Source organism: Actinoplanes sp. NPDC051537, from assembly GCF_055586105.1.
In genome coordinates this window covers 47896-65985 of record NZ_JBVJIU010000019.1, presented here as the reverse complement: position 1 = coordinate 65985, position 18090 = coordinate 47896, and the positions used below count along the sequence as shown (strand labels likewise).

The 18090-nt window shown below is 70.6% G+C and carries 15 protein-coding genes; 5 read left to right on the top strand and 10 right to left on the bottom strand.

Going from position 1 to position 18090, the window contains the following annotated elements; translation table 11 throughout:
• Positions 1-1767 precede the first annotated feature (1767 nt).
• From ACZ6TB_RS37880 to ACZ6TB_RS37870, 3 genes are all read left to right on the top strand, one after another.
• Positions 1768-2847, top strand: a complete 1080-nt coding sequence (locus tag ACZ6TB_RS37880; protein WP_465563365.1) for a hypothetical protein — start codon at positions 1768-1770, stop codon at positions 2845-2847.
• 23 nt (positions 2848-2870) lie between these two features.
• The gene (locus tag ACZ6TB_RS37875; RefSeq protein ID WP_465563076.1) at positions 2871-3326 is read left to right on the top strand and encodes a hypothetical protein; all 456 of its coding nucleotides are present in this window, start codon (positions 2871-2873) and stop codon (positions 3324-3326) included.
• A gap of 62 nt (positions 3327-3388) precedes the next feature.
• The gene (locus ACZ6TB_RS37870) at positions 3389-4531 is read left to right on the top strand and encodes a serine hydrolase domain-containing protein (RefSeq protein WP_465563073.1); all 1143 of its coding nucleotides are present in this window, start codon (positions 3389-3391) and stop codon (positions 4529-4531) included.
• Here ACZ6TB_RS37870 and ACZ6TB_RS37865 read toward each other — a convergent pair.
• The gene (locus ACZ6TB_RS37865; RefSeq protein ID WP_465563071.1) at positions 4528-5493 is read right to left on the bottom strand and encodes a D-alanine--D-alanine ligase family protein; all 966 of its coding nucleotides are present in this window, start codon (positions 5491-5493) and stop codon (positions 4528-4530) included. The two genes, ACZ6TB_RS37870 and ACZ6TB_RS37865, sit on opposite strands and share 4 nt — an antisense overlap.
• A complete protein-coding gene (locus tag ACZ6TB_RS37860) occupies positions 5490-6797 on the bottom strand; it encodes an aminotransferase-like domain-containing protein (protein ID WP_465563068.1) in 1308 nt (435 codons plus the stop codon). The genes ACZ6TB_RS37865 and ACZ6TB_RS37860 overlap by 4 nt, the downstream gene beginning before the upstream one ends.
• A 187-nt stretch (positions 6798-6984) precedes the next feature.
• On the opposite strand from ACZ6TB_RS37860, the gene ACZ6TB_RS37855 reads away from it, so the two are divergent.
• Positions 6985-7653 (top strand): GNAT family N-acetyltransferase, encoded by a 669-nt coding sequence (locus tag ACZ6TB_RS37855; protein WP_465563065.1) that lies wholly within the window; start codon positions 6985-6987, stop codon positions 7651-7653.
• A 4-nt stretch (positions 7654-7657) separates the two neighbouring features.
• On the opposite strand, the gene ACZ6TB_RS37850 is transcribed toward ACZ6TB_RS37855, so the two are convergent.
• From ACZ6TB_RS37850 to ACZ6TB_RS37815, 8 genes are all read right to left on the bottom strand, one after another.
• A complete protein-coding gene (locus tag ACZ6TB_RS37850; protein ID WP_465563063.1) occupies positions 7658-8809 on the bottom strand; it encodes an N-acetylmuramoyl-L-alanine amidase in 1152 nt (383 codons plus the stop codon).
• Between the two features lie 126 nt (positions 8810-8935).
• Complete coding sequence (trxA, locus tag ACZ6TB_RS37845) at positions 8936-9259, bottom strand: thioredoxin (protein WP_433299496.1); 324 nt, start codon at positions 9257-9259, stop codon at positions 8936-8938.
• A gap of 20 nt (positions 9260-9279) precedes the next feature.
• Positions 9280-10239 (bottom strand): thioredoxin-disulfide reductase, encoded by a 960-nt coding sequence (gene trxB, locus ACZ6TB_RS37840; RefSeq protein ID WP_465563060.1) that lies wholly within the window; start codon positions 10237-10239, stop codon positions 9280-9282.
• A gap of 124 nt (positions 10240-10363) precedes the next feature.
• A complete protein-coding gene (locus ACZ6TB_RS37835) occupies positions 10364-11281 on the bottom strand; it encodes a hypothetical protein (protein WP_465563057.1) in 918 nt (305 codons plus the stop codon).
• On the bottom strand, positions 11278-11949 hold the full coding sequence (gene sigM / locus ACZ6TB_RS37830) for an RNA polymerase sigma factor SigM (protein ID WP_465563055.1): 672 nt from the start codon (positions 11947-11949) through the stop codon (positions 11278-11280). The genes ACZ6TB_RS37835 and sigM overlap by 4 nt, the downstream gene beginning before the upstream one ends.
• A gap of 24 nt (positions 11950-11973) precedes the next feature.
• Complete coding sequence (locus tag ACZ6TB_RS37825) at positions 11974-13509, bottom strand: protein kinase family protein (RefSeq protein ID WP_465563052.1); 1536 nt, start codon at positions 13507-13509, stop codon at positions 11974-11976.
• 254 nt (positions 13510-13763) lie between these two features.
• On the bottom strand, positions 13764-15632 hold the full coding sequence (murJ, locus tag ACZ6TB_RS37820; protein ID WP_465563050.1) for a murein biosynthesis integral membrane protein MurJ: 1869 nt from the start codon (positions 15630-15632) through the stop codon (positions 13764-13766).
• Between the two features lie 48 nt (positions 15633-15680).
• Positions 15681-16571, bottom strand: coding sequence for a hypothetical protein (locus tag ACZ6TB_RS37815; RefSeq protein WP_465563048.1), 891 nt, complete (start codon positions 16569-16571; stop codon positions 15681-15683).
• Between the two features lie 73 nt (positions 16572-16644).
• On the opposite strand from ACZ6TB_RS37815, the gene ACZ6TB_RS37810 reads away from it, so the two are divergent.
• Positions 16645-18075 carry a CCA tRNA nucleotidyltransferase gene (locus tag ACZ6TB_RS37810; RefSeq protein WP_465563045.1) on the top strand — a complete coding sequence of 477 codons (1431 nt, stop codon included), beginning with the start codon at positions 16645-16647 and terminating at the stop codon, positions 18073-18075.
• The last annotated feature ends 15 nt before the right edge of the window (positions 18076-18090 follow it).

The window sequence follows — 18090 nt, the reverse complement described above, 5'->3', positions numbered from 1 at the left end:
GGAGCCGTTTCACGTGAAACACGGCTCGTTCAGGCGGGGTGGTGCCGCGCTGATTCCGGGAGGGCCGGACGGATGGCTTCGGGCCCACCCGCGGAGCATCTCGTTTGCCGTCTGTCGCAGTTTGGGAGCCAAACTGAGCGCCGACCGTCGGAGTGGTCAGTCTCAGCGGGTGAGCTGACGCCCGAGGCGTGCGTAGGTCCGGCCCGGTCCGGCGGCGGGCCCCTGGGCGACCTCCGAGTGGTTGCCATCGCGCGGAAGATCGACGGCATGGGACCCGAGTCAAGTGCGCAGCTGCGCACCAATCTGGGCGGCCGATGGACACCGGCTGTGAGGCGTCAGGCGCCGGAGAAGCGCGCTGGTGGCGACCCGAGAATTCGGTGCGGCCGGCGCGAGGGATGGGACGGCGTTGCTCGTCGGCGAGACAGTTTGCGATCGGGCTTCTTTGGCATCCCCCAACGGCGGCCTCGGCCCGGTGTTCGGCGGTCGGGTCTAGGCGGCCGCGCGGCGACTAGAGCGAGATCACGACGGCGTGCTGACCGCCGGGCCGGGGGTGCGCGCACGGCGGGACGCGTCCGACTGCCGACCGCCAACTAATAGGTGCGTCATGTCGCGCCGCATCTCTCCACGCCGTAGCTCCCCGGCGCCGCATCTCTCCGCGCCGTAGCTTCCCGGGCGCCGCATCTCTCTGAGCCGCATCTTTCGGCACCGCGTCCTCCCGCATCGCCCGGCACCTCGTCCCCCGCATCTTCCTGGCAACTCGTCCCCCGGGCGCGTCGTCTCGTGCCGCGTCGTGCAGCTTCGGACGCTGAGCTCTGGTCGGTCGGTGGTTGATGTCTGGGTCCGGCCGCGGACGGTGCGAAGCGACTCCGCGCGGTCTCCGCTCGGGCAGTGCAGCCGACTCGGACCTCCGCCTCACGGCCGCTGGCGAACGAGCGCTGAGGGTCGGTCTGAAGGCGGGGCGGGACGCGATGCTCGTCTGACGGGGGGGAAACCGAGGCGGCGCGATCTCGGCGACGGCCAAGCTCGCGAGCCAGGCCCCGGGGCGGGCCTAAGTCGCCGCGACGGAGTGGGCGAGGGTACTTGAGACCGGGCGGCGAGGTCGGCTGCGGGATCGTCGGTCGAGGGCGGGATGCGATGTAGGACCCGCAGCGAACGTGCCTTGGAGGCCGGCCTCGCGATGGTCGGACTCCACGAGGGTGGTGCCTACCGCTGGCGAGCCGAGGGGTCGACCGCGGCCCCGGCGGTTGGCGCTCCGACATCGAGGCCTGCACTGACCAGTCGCTGCGCCGCACGGTCTTGGCCGCGCTGTAGGTGGCGATCCGCGAGCTGGCGACTACTCACGATCTTGGCTGGCGGGTGTGGGGCTAAGCATCGACTGACGACGGGTCTGCGGAATGCGAACTGGCCTCGGGAGCGGGGCTAGGCATCGTTCGGGGCGGTTATCCACAGGCTGTGTGTAAGTGCTGTTGAAAAACAGGTGGGGGCGTTTCACGTGAAACACGGCCGATGTTGGGTGGGGCGTTTGCTGCTTCATCCACAGGGGGTGCAAGCCTGCGACGTCGGGTTTCACGTGAAACTGGAGAGGCTGTGGATAACTTCTGTGGATAACTTGGGGTGTGCTGGGGTGCTGGCGGACGGTGATGAGCATCGACGTTGGTCTCGGCCGACGAGGGCGTGACGGGGTGTCTGGGTGGGTGGCGAAAATTGACCCGGGACAGCCGCCCTGGCCTGGTCTAAAGTCACCCCGTGCCCGAGAACACCGCCCCCCTGCCCGACTTCACGCGATGGCCGTCGTTCCCGTTCGAGGGCGACATGAGGGTCAAGCCACTGGCCGCTCCCGTGGAGGTCGAGCCGCCTCGCAGCGGTGAAGATGCGGCCGAATGCGTTGCCTGCGGTACGCCGGATGACGCGTACATCTGGGTTAGTGAGAGATGGCGTGTCCGGGCGATGGACCGTCCCACCGGGCTTCCGATGGTCTTGATCCTCGAATGCCGCTCGCACCTTGATCTCGGTGATCTGCCGAATCTCCTGGCCGCCGAGCTCGGTGTTATGACGGTTCGGCTTGAGCGGGCCATTCGGTCGCTCGACGGTGTGGCGCGCGTTCACGTCAACCGGTGGGGCGACGGCTCGGCGCATCTGCACCTCTGGTTCCTGGCTCGGCCCTACGGCCGGCTGCAGTTGCGGGGGACGTTCCTTTCGCTGTGGGACGACATTCTTCCGGTCATCCCGGAGCAGCAATGGCGCGAGAATCTTGCGCTGGTCGCTGCCTGGCTGGCGGAGTTCGGGGGTCAGGCGATTGCCGAGCCGCCGCACATTCAGTGGGAGTCGCCGTCGACGATCACGTATTCGCCGGCGGCGAGCGCGAACGGGAACGCGAACGGGAGCGGAAGCGGGAGCGCGGGGGGAAGCAGTAACGCGGGCGGGAGCGCGGGCGGAAGCACTAACGCGTCCGGAAGCGGCGGCGCGGGCGGCGGCAGCGCGGGCGGCGGCGGCGCGGGCGGCGGCAGCGCGGGCGGCGGCAGCGCGGGCGGCGGCGGCAGCGCGGGCGGCGGCGGCAGCGCGGGCGGCGGCAATGCGGGCGGCGGCGGCGCGGGCGGCGGCAGCGCGGGCGGCGGCAATGCGGGCGGCGGCGGCGCGGGTGGCGGCAACGTGGCCGGCAATGCAGGCGGAAGCACGGGCGGCGGCAACGCGGGTGGAAGCGCGGGAGGCGGCAGCGCGGCCGGCGACTCAGGCGGAAACGCGAACGCGAATGCGAACAACACCGCGGACACGGAATCACGCCCGACGACGCTGAACGACGTCGGCGCGGGGAAGCCCATCGTGGCCGAGAGCGGCGCCTCGGACTAGCGCGCCGCGGCTAGCGTTGGAGCATGTTGACCGCTGAGCGGATGAGCATGTGGCGCGGCCGGTATCAGGTGGCCGCGGATGGACGACCCATCGCCGTGTGGGATCCGTCGTGGTGGCGCACCGGCGGCGACTTCGAGGTGGACGGCCGGCGCTTTCAAGTGCGCGCCAATGGTTGGGGGACCAAGTACCGCATGATCGACGAGATGGGCCAAGAGGTCGCTCTCGTCGACCGGGCCGGCCGCAAGCGGTGGACGGTGCAGGCGGGCGGCCGCACGTACGAGTTCCGCCGCGCCTCGATGTGGGGAAATCAGCAGGAGCTGTTGGCCGACGGGGTGAAGGCGGGCTCGCTGCGTCGCACGAGCGCGTGGTCGGGCGCCATCGAGGCCGATCTGCCGGGCATGCCACTGCCGATCCAGGTCTTCGTGATCGGCGTCCAGATCGCGATCTGGCAGGCGCAGCAGGCGGCCGCCAGCAGTTGACGAGATGAAGACGTGATAAAACCAGTGGCACCGACCGAGCACCCAACCGGATACTCCCGTCCGTGCAGGGATTCGTCGATGACACGTTCGCGCCCGTGGGCGCGGTATTCGAGCAGGCTCTGACCGACGGCACCGAGGTCGGCGCCTCGGTGTGCATCACCGTCGACGGCCGCACGGTGGTCGACCTCTGGGGCGGCCACGCCGACGCGGCCAAGACCCGGCCGTGGGAACGCGACACGATCGTCAACGTCTACTCGTGCACCAAGACGATGACGGCGCTGACCGCCCTCCTCCTGGCCGACCGCGGCGAGCTCGATCCGGCGGCGCCGGTGAAGCGGTACTGGCCCGAGTTCGCCGCGAACGGCAAGGACGCGATCACCGTCGCCCACCTTCTCAGCCACTCCTCCGGGCTCTCCGGCTGGGCCGAGCCGATCACGCACACCGACCTCTACGACTGGGAGAAGGTCACCACCCTGCTGGCCGCCCAGGAACCCTTCTGGCAACCCGGCACCGCCAGCGGATACCACGTCCTCACCCACGGCTATCTGGTCGGCGAGGTCGTACGCCGCATCACCGGCCGCACGTTGGGCACCGTCTTCCGGCAGGAGATCGCCGAACCGCTGGGCGCCGACTTCCACATCGGTCTCCCCGCCGACGAGGACGCCCGGGTCGCCGACATGATCGGCGAGATGACGGAGATGAGCGACCCGACCGCGCTGCAGACCAACGCGTCGACGAACCCGCGCCTGGACGTCGCGATCACCCGCACGAGAGCGTGGCGCGCCGCCGAGATCCCCGCGGCCAACGGCACGAGCAACGCCCGCGCGATGGCGACGACGTTGGCAATTCTGAGCCAGAGCAGCCAGGGCAGCCAGGGCAGCCAGAGCAGCCAGAGCAGCCGGAGCAGCCAGAGCGGCCTGATCTCCGAGGCGGGCTGCCGACGCGCGCTCGAGGTCCAGGTCGAGGGCCGCGACCTGATCCTCAACCTGCCGCTGCGGTTCGGCCTGGGCTTCGCCGTGGCCAACGGGATGATGCCCAACCCGAACACGCTCTACTGGGGTGGCCTCGGCGGCTCACTGGTCCTCGTCGACCTGGACGCCCGGACGACGTTCGCCTACGCCCCCAACCGCATGTCGGACACCCTCGCCGACGTACGCGGTCTGGGTCTTGCGATGGCGATGTGGGAATCGATGGCGTTGATCTAGCCGCGCGCGACGGCGCGCGAGACCAGCGTGGCCAGGATCTGGCCGAGGTCGAGCCCGGCCGCGGCGACGGCCAGCGGCAGCAGCGACGTCTCGGTCATGCCCGGCGACACGTTGATGCCGAGCACCTGCGGCGAGCCGTCGGGAGCCACGATGAGATCGACCCGGGACAGGTCGCGCAGACCCAGCGCCTTGTGCGCCGCCAGCGCCGTCTCGGAGACCCGAGCCGCCACCTCGTCGCTGAGTCGGGCCGGCGTGTGCCACGTCGTGAGGCCGGCCGTGTAGCGGGCCGCGTAGTCGTACACGCCGTCGCGCGGGACGATCTCGACGATCGGCAGCGCCTGCGGACCCGAGCCGAGGTCGACGATGGAGACGGCGACGTCCTGCCCGGGCACGAACTTCTCGACGAGCGCCGTCGAGTCGTACGCGAAACACCCCACCATCGCGGCCGGCAGGTCCGTGTCTTCCCGGACCACCGCCGCGCCCAGACCCGAACCGCCCTGCGCCGGCTTCACCATCAGCGGCAGGCCGAGGCGGTCGACGATGCGGTCGAGCACCGCGACGGCGCCGAGCTCGGAGAAGCGGTCGTGCGGCAGCGCCACCCAGTCCGGCGTCGGGATGCCGGCCTCGCGCAGCATCGATTTCGCCGACGGCTTGTCCCACGCCAGCCGGGACGCCCGCGCGTCGCAACCCACGTACGGAACGCCGCACAGGTCGAGCACGCCGCGCAGCGAGCCGTCCTCGCCGGTGGCGCCGTGCAGGGCGATCACGACCGCGTCCGGCGGGTCTTCCTGAAGGGCCGGCAGCAGCGACACGTCGGCGTCGTGCGTCTCCGCGTGCACGCCGGCGGCGCGCAAGGCGTCCAGGACGCGGCGGCCCGAACGCAGCGACACGTCCCGCTCGTAGGAGAGGCCGCCGGCCAGGACCATGACGCGGACATCGTGAGAAACCATGGGATCGATCATGCCAAGTCCGGTCCGGGGGCGTCGGCCGCGGCCGCGCCACGACGACGGTGGTGAGTGGTCGCGGCGGGGCCGAAGACGGCGCGCATCGCGAGCTCCTGCTCCATCACACCGGCGAGCCGGCGCACACCCTCACGCAAGCGATCGGGGGTGGCGAACGAGAAGTTGAGGCGCATGTTGCCGGTCCCGGTGCCGTCGGCGTAGAAGCCGGTGCCGGGGACGTAGGCGACCCGCGCGGCGATGGACCGGGGCATCATCGCCTTGGAGTCGAGGCCCTCGGGCAGCGTCACCCAGACGAAGAGGCCGCCCGTCGGATGCGTCCACGACGTGCCGGCCGGCATCAGGTCGCGCATCGCCGTCAGCAGCGCGTCGCGGCGCTCCCGGTAGAGCTCGCGGTACGCCTTCACCTGCTCGCGCCACGGCATCGTCGTCAGGTACTGCGTCACGGCGCCCTGGGCGAACGCGCTCGGGCACAGCACGTTGGCCTCGCTCATCATCACGAGTTTCTCGCGGACGGCGTGCGGCGCCAGGATCCAGCCGACGCGCAGGCCGGGCGCGAACGTCTTGGAGAACGTGCTGACATAGAAGACACCCTCGCGGCGGCGGGCCCGGAGCGGAAGCGGGGCGTCACCCTCGAAGGACAGCATCCCGTACGGGTCGTCCTCCACCACCAGGAGACCGGCGCGCTCGCAGATGTCCAGCACCTGCTCGCGCCGCTCCTCGGACAGGGTCACGCCGGCGGGGTTCTGGAAGGTCGGGATCGTGTAGAGGAACTTGGCCCGGCGACCGGACCGGGCGACGGCCGCGATCGCCTCCTCGAGCGCCGCCGGGATGAGCCCGTCGTCGTCCATCGGCACGTGGTGGACCTGGGCCTGGGCCGCCTGGAAGACGCCGAGCGCGCCGACGTAGCTGGGGCCCTCGGCGAGCACCACGTCGCCCGGGTCGAGGAAGAGGCGGGCGAGCAGGTCGATCGCCTGCTGGCCGCCGACGGTCACCACCACGTCGTCGGGCGAGGCGCCGGTGATGCCGGAGAGGGCCATCACCTCGCAGATGCGCTCGCGCAGATCGATCGTGCCCTGCCCGATGCCGTACTGAAGGCTGACCGCGCCCTGGTCGGCGGCGAGGCGGCCGAGCATCTCGCCGACCGCGTCGAGCGGCAGGGCGGCGATGTACGGCGAGCCACCGGCGAGCGATACGACCTCGGGACGACTTGCGACGGCGAAGAGTGCGCGGATCTCGGAGGTGGTCATGCCACGAACGCGTCGCGCGTACAGATCGGTGTAGTCGTCCTGGGTCGTGCCGGTCATACGGCTCTCACCTCAACAAGACAGGGAGCAGAACAAGGGGGCAGACCGATGGTAGTCGGCGCTCGCGATCGAGTCCCTCGGTTAACCGGCCGGATGCCCGACCTGGTCCCGTTCATGGATTTTGCGGCGTAGGATCCTGCGGGGGCCTAGGCACGTGCACAGGATAGGGGCCCCGAGAGGGGGAGCCGTGTCGCGCCGTCTGGTGAACCTCACCCTGGACACCCTCGAGGATCTCCCCCGCCCGTGCCGGCAATGTGTCTTCTGGGAGCTCGACCCGGTCTCGGCCGAGCGCGCCTGCGCCGCCGGCGACACCGGCCTCGAGAAGGAGGCCTGGGTTTCGCAGACGCTCCTGGAGTGGGGTTCCTGCGGCAAATTGGCGTACGTGGACGGCATGCCCGCCGGTTTCGTGATGTACGCGCCTCCGGCGTACGTCCCCCGTTCGATGGCCTTCCCGACTTCCCCGGTGAGCGCCGACGCCGCGCTGCTGATGACCGCGCACGTGGTGGCCGCGTTCGCCGGCGGCGGGCTGGGCCGCATGCTCGTGCAGGGCGTGGCCCGCGATCTCACCAAGCGGGGCGTCAAGGCGATCGAGGCGTTCGGCGACGCGAAGTTCGGCGAGGCCGACGACGACAAGCAGGCCGGTTGCCTATCGCCGGTCGATTTCTTCCTGTCCGTCGGTTTCAAGACGGTTCGCCCGCATCCGCGCTATCCGCGACTGCGCCTCGAGCTGCGTACCGCCCTGTCGTGGAAGTCCGACGTCGAGTACGCGCTCGAGAAGCTGCTGGGCTCGATGAGCCCCGAGACGCTGCTCCGCCCGGTGCGCCCGGCGACGGCCACGCGCAGCGTCGACAGCTGAGGGCTCAGGCCTTGTTGGCCAGCGCCACGCGCAGCTGCCGCACGTCGATCGAGCCGGTCGGCACGTCGATCTCGACCGGGTAGTACATGCGCTGCACCGCGGCCAGGACCGCCTCGACGATCTGCTCGCGGAACAGCGGGTTCACCAGCCGGTCGCGGTCCGTCGGCGAGGTCAGGTAGCCCAGGTCGACGCGGACGGCCGGCATCTTGGTGAGCCGCAGCAGCTCCCACGTCTTGGAGTGGACGTGGCAGTCACGCATGCCGGTGCGCACGACGATCTCGCGCTGCACCAGGTTGGCCAGCCGCTCGCCGACCGTGGAGCTCAAGCCGTTGCCGGTGCCGTAGTGGTACGTCGCGACGCCGTGCGCGGCCTCGTTGTCGTGCCCGTCCAGATGCAGCGAGATGAGCAGGTCGGCGCCCAGGCTGTTGGCCAGCATGGCCCGCTCGGCGCCGCTCAGCTGCTGCGCGGGGTGCGGTCCGCGGGTCAGGTGCACCCGCATGCCGGCCGCGGCGAGCCGGCCCTCGAGGCGGGCGGCCAGGTCGAAGACGAGGTCGGCCTCGGTCCAGCGCAGCGGGCCCTCGGGCACGACCACGCCGGTGTCGTCCCCGCCGCCGTGGCCGGGGTCGATCACGATCGTCTTGCCCATGAGGTTGGTGCCGGCCTGCCGGAACGCCTCGGCCTCGCGCAGCCACTGCGGGCGGCCGCCGACCACCTTGCGGCCGAGCCGGCGCAGCGCCTTCATCGTGTGCGGGCCGCACGAGCCGTCGGGGGTGAGACCGACCTCGCGCTGGAACTGGGCGACCGCGCGGGCCGTGCGCGGTCCGTAGATCGAGTCGGCGCGGCCCGTGTCGTACCCCATCTCGAGAAGACGCTCCTGCAGCGCCCGCACGTCCTCGCCGACCAGCGCGTCGGGCACCGAGTGATACAGGGTGCGCGCGCCGAGCCGCCAGCGGGCCGCGTCGAGCGCGCCCCACGTCTCGTCGCCGACCAGGCCGTCGACGCCGATGCCGCGGCTCTGCTGGAAGGCACGCACCGCGGTGTCGGTCGCCTCGTCGAAGACGTCCGACCCCGCCTCCGAGAGCAGATCCAGGCCGACCAGGATCGATCGGATCTCGGCAACGGCGGGGCCGTTGTCTCCACGTCGGATGGAACGCACGCAGGACTCCCTTGAATAAGGTCGAGGGAAAGGAAGAACGACTTCGGAGCGTACTCCCCGAGTGCCGCACCCACCGGACGGCGACGCCCCGCACCCGACGAGCGGATGCGGGGCGTGCGGAGGGTCTTACAGGGCGGACTCGATGAAGTTGACCAGGGCGCTCTTGGGCCGGGCACCGGTGACCGAGTTGACCGGCTCGCCGCCCTTGAAGATCGTCAGGGTGGGCACCGACATCACCCGATAGGCGCGGGTGGTCTCCGGGTTCTCGTCGATGTTGACGCTGACGATCTGCACCTTGTCGCCCATCTCGTTGGCGATCTCGCCGAGCAGCGGGTCGACCTTCTTGCAGGGCATGCACCACTCCGCCCAGAAGTCCACCAGCACCGGCTTGTCCGACTGCAGCACATCGGTCACGAACGTGGCATCGGTGACGGGCTTGCCTGCTCCCACTGGAACCTCCCGGGGTCCTTCTACAGCTCTACGAATGAGGCGATGAAACGCTCGGCGTCGAGCGCCGCGGCACAACCCGTGCCGGAGGCCGTGATGGCCTGACGATAGGTGTGGTCGACGAGGTCGCCGGCCGCGAAGACGCCCGGGATGTTGGTGCGGGTCGAGGGCGAGTCGACCTTCACGTAGCCCTCGTCGTCGAGCTCGATCTGGCCCTTGAACAGCTCGCTGCGCGGGTCGTGGCCGATCGCCACGAACACGCCGGTCACGTCCTGGACCTTGGTCTCGCCGGTCTTGACGTTCTTCAGCCGTACGCCGATGACCTTGCCGTCGTCGCCGAGGATCTCCTCGACGATCGAGTCCCACTCGACCCTGATCTTCGGGTTGTTCAGCGCGCGCAGCTGCATGACCTTGCTGGCCCGGAACGAGTCCCGCCGGTGCACGATCGTCACCGTCTCGGCGAACCGGGTGAGGAAGGTGGCCTCCTCCATCGCGGAGTCGCCACCGCCGACCACGACGATGTGCTGGTTGCGGAAGAAGAAGCCGTCACAGGTCGCACAGGACGAGACGCCGTGGCCGAGCAGCTCCTGCTCACCGGGCACGCCGATCGGGCGCCACGCGGAACCGGTGGCGAGGATCACGGCGCGAGCGAAGTACTCCTTGTCGCCGACCCAGACCGTCTTGAGGCCCTCGGTGCCGGCCTCGGTGGGCTTGTCGCCCAGCTCGACGCGGGTGACGTCGTCGGTGAGGAACTCGGCGCCGAACTTCTCGGCCTGGGCGCGCATGTTGTCCATGAGGTCGGGACCCATGATCCCGTCACGGTGACCGGGGAAGTTCTCCACCTCGGTGGTGGTCATCAGCGCGCCACCGGACTGGACGCCCTCGATCACGAGCGGCTTCAGGTTCGCCCGGGCCGCGTACAACGCCGCGGTGTATCCGGACGGTCCCGAACCGATGATGATCAGATTGCGGACCTCGTCCACTGCCGACTCCTGTCGTCGAACCCGCCGGGCAGATAACCCGGCGACACTGCACGCTTAAACGTCATGCTAGGCACACGCCATTCCCGCCCGTACGCGGCCGTGGTGTGCCTCACGGGGGTGTCGCTCAGCGTACCGGCACCTTCGCCAGGGTGTCCGCGCCGCCGCTCAGTGTCCCGCATGCGGGGCCGCTCGCCACCGCCCACGACTTGCCGTTCGACGTGAACCGCACCACGATCGCCGGCTTGCCGTTGTAGCGCGCGAAGTCGACGCTCTGCGCCTCGAGGTGCCCGCCGCCGTTCGCCGCCGCGATCATGTCGAGGCAGTCCTGCAGGGCGCTGCCGACGCGCAGCCGGGCGAGCGAGTCGTCGAACTTCTTCGTGCTCGACGCCATCGTGCTGGACGACGCCTCGCCGAGCGTCTTCTTCGAGTAGTTCAGCCCGCTCGACAGCAGCTCGGGCCCCTGCGGAACCTCGAGTTTCCGGGTGGGCGCCGGCGCCGCGCCGGACGAGCGCTCGGGCCCGGCGAGCGCGGGCGCCTTCGCGCTGTCGGCGGCGCCGCTGTCGGACTGCGCCTCGCCGCCGGCGCTGTAACTGGAAGCGCTGTCGGTGGACGCGCCGTCGCGGCCGGCGAGATAGTCGAGGCCGAATCCGACAAATGCCACGGCGCCGGCGGCGACGGCGATCGGGGTGACCCAGCGCAACTTACGCGAGCGTCGGGGCTGGTCTTCCTTTTCCCGTACGGCCGGAGCACCGTCATCCTCGGCGTCGGTGCTCCGGACGACGGCCAGTGGGGGCGGCGCCGCAGCGAGCGCCGCGTCCAGCCGGGCCGCCACGTCGTCGGGCATCGGCTCGGCCTCGAAGCGGCCCAGCTCGGCGGTCACGGCCGCCATGCCGCCGCTCAAGGTCTCATAGGCGGCGCGCCAGGCGGGATCGTCGGTGATCAGGGTGGTGACCACGGACTCGTCCGGCTTGCCGTCCAGGACGCCGCCGATGTAGTCGGCCAGCAGGTTGACGTCGACGCCGCGGAACTCGGACCCGGTCACTTCCCCTCCCTCCGATCGTTCGTGCCTGGTCCGGATGGGACGGTCTGGCCGGCCGCCTGGTTCCCGGCGGCGGGGTGAGGCGCGTCTCCCCCGCGCCGCAGGTGGCTCAGCGCCAGGGCCATCCGGGCCCGGCCGCGGGCGCAGCGGCTCTTGATCGTGCCTTCGGCGACGCCGAGCATCTCGGCCGCCTCGGCCACCGGGTAGCCCTGCACGTCGACCAGCACGATCGCGGCCCGCTGCTCGGCCGGCAGGTCGGCCAGCGCCTGCCGCACCAGCAGCGCGGTCTCGTGATCCTGAACCGGCGCGGCGGGCTCGGGCGCCGACGGCCGGTCGCCGTCGCGGCTGCCGTCCGGCAACGGGACGGTGGGGTGCGCCTGCCGGCGGCGGATGCGGTCGAGGCAGGCGTTCACCACGATGCGGTGCAGCCACGTGGTGACGGCCGCGTCGCCACGGAACCGGGACGCGTTGCGATGGGCCGACAGCAGTGCGTCCTGCACCGCGTCGGCCGCCTCCTCGCGGTCGCCGATGGTGCGCAGGGCGACCGCCCACAACCGGTCGCGATGGCGGCGGACCAGCACGGCGAAGGCCTGCGAGTCACCGTCGAGGTGGGCGCGCAGCAGGTCGGCATCGCTCGGAGCGGACCCGTCCGCGCCGGGCTGGGAAGTCACCCGAGCAATCTAACCGAGGCGCGCTCAGTAGCCGTAGACCGAGATCTCGTTGACGCTCACCTGATACCGGTCGCCGTCGTCGGCCTTCGGCAACTCGGTGACCCAGACCAGCACGTACTGGTACTGGGTGTTGGCGTCGAACACCGAGAAGATCCGGTTGGTGCCGTCGGCCTTCGAGTCGGCGTCGGGCTCGCCCAGCTTCTTGAACGACTCGACGATCTTCTGGTCGCCGGAGCCGCTGTTGCCCGGGTCGGTGTTGCCCGTACGGATCTCCATGCCCACGCCGGTCGAGGAGGTCTCGACCCGGACGTCGGCGAGGTTGCGCGGCTTGCCCAGGTTGATCAGAACGCCCATGCCCGGCTTCAGGTTGCCGAACTTCGCCGTGTTGAAGCGGTGGGTCTCCCACGCCGTGTCCGGATTGCCGTCCACGACGTTCTTCGCCTCGTCGGCGTCGGTGCGGTCACCCGGCGGCGGGTCGACGATGCGCACCATGTCGGGCGTCAGCTTGATCTTTTCGGGCGTCGGCGCCGGGGCCTGGGTGTCGCCGTCGGCCGGGTTGCCGTTGGCGTTCGCCTGGGTGGTCGAGCTCGTGTCGGGCTTGTCGGAGCCGGTGATCGCGCGGATGCCGAAGACCAGGCCGATGATCGCGATGACGACCAGCGCCGCGACCCCGACAATGATCTTCGAGTTGTTGCGCGGCGGCTCGGACGTGGCGTTGCCCTGGGTGAACCGCAACGGGCCGACGTCGTCGTAGTCGTCGTCGGCGGCCGCGTCGAGGCGGCCGAGCTCGGCGGCGAGCGCGTCGGCCTCGGGGGTCGCGACCCGGCGGTCGAGCAGGTCCATCGTGAGGTCGTCGAGGTAGGCCGGCACGCCGGCGCGGATCTGCCGCGGCGCGGCCGGGTTGCCCGAGGTGTCGCGGTTGGCGTCGGGCAGGGCCGACGGGCTCACCTCGTCGTGCGGCCAGCGCGCGGTGAGCGCGTAGTAAAGAAGGCCACCGACGGCGCGGATGTCCTTCTCGGTGGAGTCGGAGGAGTCGGCGCGCGCGTCGGCGAGCACGACCCGGCCGTCGTCGGCGATCAGCGTGGTGCCGGGGTGCACGTTGCCGTGGACCATGCCGGTGGCGTGCACGGCGGCCAGCGCGTCGGCGATGGAGTGAGCGATCGCGGTCGCGCGGGCCGGGTCGAGCGGACCCTCGGCCGACACCATCTCGCGCATCGACTCGCCGTCGACCCACTCACGGACGACATAGGACCGGGTGCCCTCGTCGATCGCGTCGTAGACGCCGACGAGGTTAGGGTGGATCACGCGGCTCGCGTCGACCGAGGCCTGCAGCATCTCGGCGGCTTCCGTGCCGCCCGGGTAGCGCAGCACCACCGCGACGGGGCGCCGCAGGATCACGTCGATACCGCGCCAGACCTGCCGCCCGGCGCTGTCGTCGTTGACGTGTTCCTCGAGCTGGTAACGCTCTGCCAGGACCTCGCCGACGGTGGGGGCACCGAAGGTCATGACCGGCCCGTCCGCATCGGCCGCGGTCTCGTGGCCTTCGCCGACCTGGGTCACCCGTCCTCCCTTGGTGCTCCGCGCACAGTTACCCGTGCTGGTGCAAATGGCGTGCTTGCTCAGCAGCAACGTGCGAAGAGCACATGCCGACACCGACCATACCCGCCCCCGACCACCGGGCGGCAGGTCGTCCCCCCGGCGCGGCACTCCGACATGCCCGTCCGAACGGACTTTTCTCCCGCCGGAACGGCGGAGAAATGCCTGATCAGGGGCGCTCGTATGGGAGTTTCGCTCCGGTCACGAGTCGTTTCGCCTCATCGCCCGACTTTGCGGCGGACCATCCCGATCACCTGGTTTACCTCCGGCACCTTGACCACCATGGCCGCGACCAGGAACGCGCCGAAGCCGAGCACACACTGCGCGGCCAGCAGGAGCGCGGAGAGCATGAAGCTGTCGTCGACGTGCGGGCCGACGACGAGGTGGCCGATCTCGGCGACGGCGAGCGCGGCCAGGCTGCAGATCGCGGCCTTCAGGAACAAGGTGACGATCTCGCGGCCGCCGAGCCGTCCGACGCGCTTGCGCAACAGCACGATCGAGATCAGGCAGCCGACGGTCCAGGAGACGCCCTGCGCGCCGGCGATGCCGAGCACGACGTGCTCGGTGGCCAGCACCCGGGACATCACCACGGCGGTGATCGCGCCGGCGCCGGTCGAGAAGATCGCGATGAGGGCCGGCGTGCGGGTGTCCTGCTGCGCGTAGAAGCCGCGCTGGAGGAGCTGGAGGACGGTGAACGGGGTCAGCGCGATGGCGAAGACCCGCAGCACCTCGGCCATCACGGCGGCGTCGGCGGAGGTGGCGTTGCCGTGCGCGAACAGCACGTAACAGATCTCGCTGGCCGCGCCGAACAGCAGCGCGACCGCGGGAAGCATCAGCGACAGGGACAGCCGCAGGCCCTCGCGCAGGTCGGCGGCCAGCCGGTCGAGGCGGCCCTCGGCGGCGCTCTGCGTCATGCGGGGCAGGATCGCGGTGATGATCGAGATGGCCACCACCGCGAACGGGAGCTGGAAGAACGCGTACGCGTTGGTCCAGGGGGTCAGTCCGACGCCGGTCTTGCTGCCGGTCTCCTCGGCGTAACGCGCGCCCGCCGCGTTGGCCAGGTTGGTGTAGACGATCAGGGCGAGCTGCTGGGCCACCACGTAGAGCAGCGTCCAGCTGGCCATCCCCCACATCTGGGTGAGCTCGGCCCGGCGGAAGTCGAACCGGGGCCGGAAGTTGAAGCCGAGCGCCCGCATCGAGGGAATCAGGCCGAGCGCCTGCGCGGCCACGCCGGCCGTCACGCCGATGCCGAGGAAGTTGATCTCGCTGGACGTGATCGACTCGGGGGTGAGATCGCCCTTACCGTGCGTCATCACCATGAAGGCGCCGAGGATGGCGATCACGACGATGTTGTTGAGGACCGGTGTCCACATCGGCGCGCCGAACCGGCCGCGCGAGTTCAGTGAGGCGCCGGCCACCGCCGCGAAGCCGTAGAAGAAGATCTGCGGCAGGAAGAACAGCAGGAACAGGACCGCGAGGTGGTGCTGCGCCTCGGTGAACTTGCTGCCGTACAGGTTGATCAGCACGGGCGCCGCGCTCATCGCGATCGCGGTGATGAAGCCGAGCATGATCAGCAGGATCGTGAACAGCCGCTGCTCGAACTCTTCGCCGTACTTCTCCGACCTGTTGCGGGCCCGGATCAGCAGCGGGACGTGGGCCGCCGTCAGCACGCCGCCGAGCAGGATGTCGTACACGATGTTGGGGATCGTGTTCGCGGTGTTGAAGGGGTCGGCCAGGGCGCCGGTGCCCAGCGCCGCGACGAGCAGCGCCGAGCGGAAGAAGCCGGTGACCCGGGACGCGAGCGTGCCGACCGCCATGATCGCGCTGGACCGCAGCAGGCCACCGCCCGGTTTCTGGGTCTCGGCCGGCACCTCCTGCGGCGGCAGCCCCTCCTCCTCGAGCAGGGGCACGCCCGGGATGGAGGCGGTGACCGGGCCGGCTACCGCACGCTCGTGGGCCGGCCGGCCGTACACGCCCGGGGGATTTTGCCGTGTTTGCTCGAAGCCGGCCGGGTCGCCGGTCGGAACGTCCTTCGCCGACGGCGGCAGGCCCCTCGAGTTGGCACTGTCATAAAGGCCGCCACTCACGCCGACTCTCCCGGGGATAGGAACACAGAGTCACCATAAAGGGGTACGTCACACATTGCGTCGCAGGAGGGTGCCCGGTTCCGCGCCGGCCAGGGTCTCCACCATCCAGTACGCCTCGACGGGGACCAGGGGCTCGCTCAGGGCGTCGAGCACCGTCGGATGATCGCAGCCGGCCTCGGTGAGCGCACCCAGCAGCGCGGGAATGGGTGCCAGGTCACCGCCCTCCAGGATCTGCCGGGCGAGCGGTCGGGTCTCGGCGTACCAGGACTCGCGGGGCAGGCGATCCAGGCGCGCGGCCGCCCGGCGTACGAGATCGGCCAGCTCCTCCCGCGGAAAGCGCGACTTGCTCCGGACGTCGGTGAACGGTGACGCCGGAGTGCTCAGCGCCGCGATCGCCGCCTCGTCGAGCACCTGCGGTGACGGCGCCGGCGGGGCGGGCCACCAGTCGTCGCTCGCGAAAAGCGGAAGCGGAACCTGCTCGGGGCCGTGCGGCTCGGCCGGCGGCACCTCGCGGCGCAGCGACCGGTACGCGGCCTCGCGCATCGCGGCGATCGCGGGCTCGTCGTCGTCGGGCATGGCCGGCGCGAACGGGGCCAGCAGCGCGACGACCAGGCCGGGATGGGGCAGCAACGGGTCCTCGAGGGCGATCACCCGGGCGCACAGGTCGAGCTCCCACCAGCGCAAGGCGGCCGGGTAGGGGCCCGCGGCGGGCGCCCAGCCGAGCGCGACCGGCTCGGACGAGGCGGGACCGCGCAGGCCGAGGGAGCGCTCGCCGGTCACCGGATTGAGGTCGAGCACGAGCGCATAGCCGCCGGTGACCGGGAACGTCACGCGCAGCTCACGGGGGTCGGGGTCGCCGGGGTCTTTGCTGGTCGCGCCGTCGCCCGTCCAGAACCGGGGGTCCTCGCTCAGGCGACGCAGCGCCTCGGAAACGGGCACGCGTCCATCCTGCACGCCGCCGGCCGCTCCTGCCACGACCGCCGCCGACCGCCCTGGTTATCCTGGTCATCCCATGTCTTTGTTGAATGACGCCCAGCAGAACGCGGTTGCCGAGCTGCTCCGCGTGTCCCCCGTCGCGGACGAGCTCGGGCGCCGGTTCGACCGGGCCGGCCACGAGTTGCACCTGGTCGGCGGGTCGGTGCGGGACGCGCTGCTCGGAAATCTCGGTGACGATCTCGACTTCTGCACCGACGCGACGCCGGAACAGACCCTCGCCGTCGTGCAGGGGTGGGCCGACGCCATCTGGGAGACCGGGCGGGAGTTCGGCACGATCGGCCTGCAGAAGAACGGCCTCCGGCTGGAGATCACGACATTTCGGGCGGAGGCCTACGACGGGGTCACCCGTAACCCGATCGTGCGGTACGGGACGTCGCTGCTCGAAGATCTGGAACGGCGCGACTTCACGATCAATGCGATGGCCGTGTCGTTGCCGGGGCACACCTTCACCGATCCCTTCGGTGGCCTGGCCGACCTGGGTGCGCGGGTGATCCGTACGCCCGCTGCTCCCGCTCTTTCGTTCGGCGATGATCCACTTCGGATGTTGCGCGCGGCCCGGTTCGCGGCCAAGCTGCAATTCACTGTGGACAAATCGGTCATCTCGGCCATGCACGACATGGCCCCCGATCTCGACCGCATTACCGCCGAGCGGGTCCGGGACGAGTTCACCAAGCTGATGTGCGCCGCCGATCCGATAACCGGGCTGCGGTTGCTCGTCGACACCGGGCTGGCCGACCGGTTCCTGCCGGAGATCTCCGGGCTGAAGCTCGAGATCGACGAGCACGCCCAGCACAAGGACGTGTACGAGCACACGCTGATCGTGGTGGCCAACGCGATGCGGCTCGAGGGGCCGGAGGGTCCCGACTTCGTGCTGCGGATGGCGGCGCTGATGCACGACGTCGGCAAGCCGGCCACCAAGGCGGTAGGCCGCGACGGGCGGGTCAGCTTCCACCACCACGAGATCGTCGGCGCGCGGCTGACCAAGCAGCGGATGAAGGCGCTGAAATACCCCAAGGACGTCACCTCCGAGGTGGTCGAGCTGGTCGCGCTGCACCTGCGCTTCTACGGGTACGGCCGCGGGGAGTGGACCGATTCGGCGGTGCGCCGCTACGTGACCGACGCCGGTCCCCTGCTCTCGCGCCTGCACAAGCTCACCCGCTCGGACGTGACGACGCGCAACAAGCGCAAGGCGGCCAACCTCGCGGCCGACTACAACGCGCTCGAAGACCGGATCACCCGGCTCCAGGCCGAGGAAGACCTGGCCCGGGTCCGTCCCGACCTCGACGGCAACGCGATCATGGAGCTGCTCGGGGTGCCGCCGGGCCCGATCGTCGGCCAGGCGTGGCGGTACCTGAAGGAGATGCGCCTCGACCGGGGGCCGCTCAGCCGGGACGAGGCCGAGGCCGAGCTCTACAAGTGGGCCCGCGACCAAGGGCACATCTCTTAGGTTGTCGTACCCCCG